This window comes from Leifsonia sp. HAY1-4F (assembly GCF_056755275.1).
This window is the reverse complement of sequence record NZ_JBNDHX010000220.1, coordinates 1-346: the sequence shown is the minus strand read 5'-3', so window position 1 is coordinate 346 and position 346 is coordinate 1. Positions and strand designations below refer to the sequence as shown.

At 65.9% G+C, this 346-nt stretch carries 1 protein-coding gene; it reads right to left on the bottom strand.

The annotated features are described in order from the left end of the window. A partial coding sequence (locus tag ACPYOG_RS19290) for a glucuronate isomerase (RefSeq protein ID WP_481295745.1) occupies window positions 1–346 on the bottom strand: 346 nt, incomplete at both ends.

The following is a 346-nucleotide window of genomic DNA, read 5'->3' as shown; positions in this document are numbered from 1 at the left end:
GATGTACGCGTCCGGGCGGAAGGTGGGCACCACGCGGCCGTGGAACGACGGGTCAGCGGCGAGCGCACGGTGGCTGTCCAGGCTGTCCAGGGGATCGTCCGTGGTGGCGAGGACCTCGATGTTGAAGTCCTTGAACAGTTCCCGGGGACGGAACCCGGGCTCCGCGAGCTTGGTTGAAATGGCCTCGAAGCTTGCGTCCGCCGTCTCTGCAGACAATTCACCCTGCCACCCGAAGACCGACTCGAACTGGGTCCGTAGCCAGTAGCCGGAGGCGGTGCCATCGAACAAGGGCCACGCCTCGCAGAAGGATCGCCAGATATTGCGGGCTCCGACCCCGGGTTGGAGC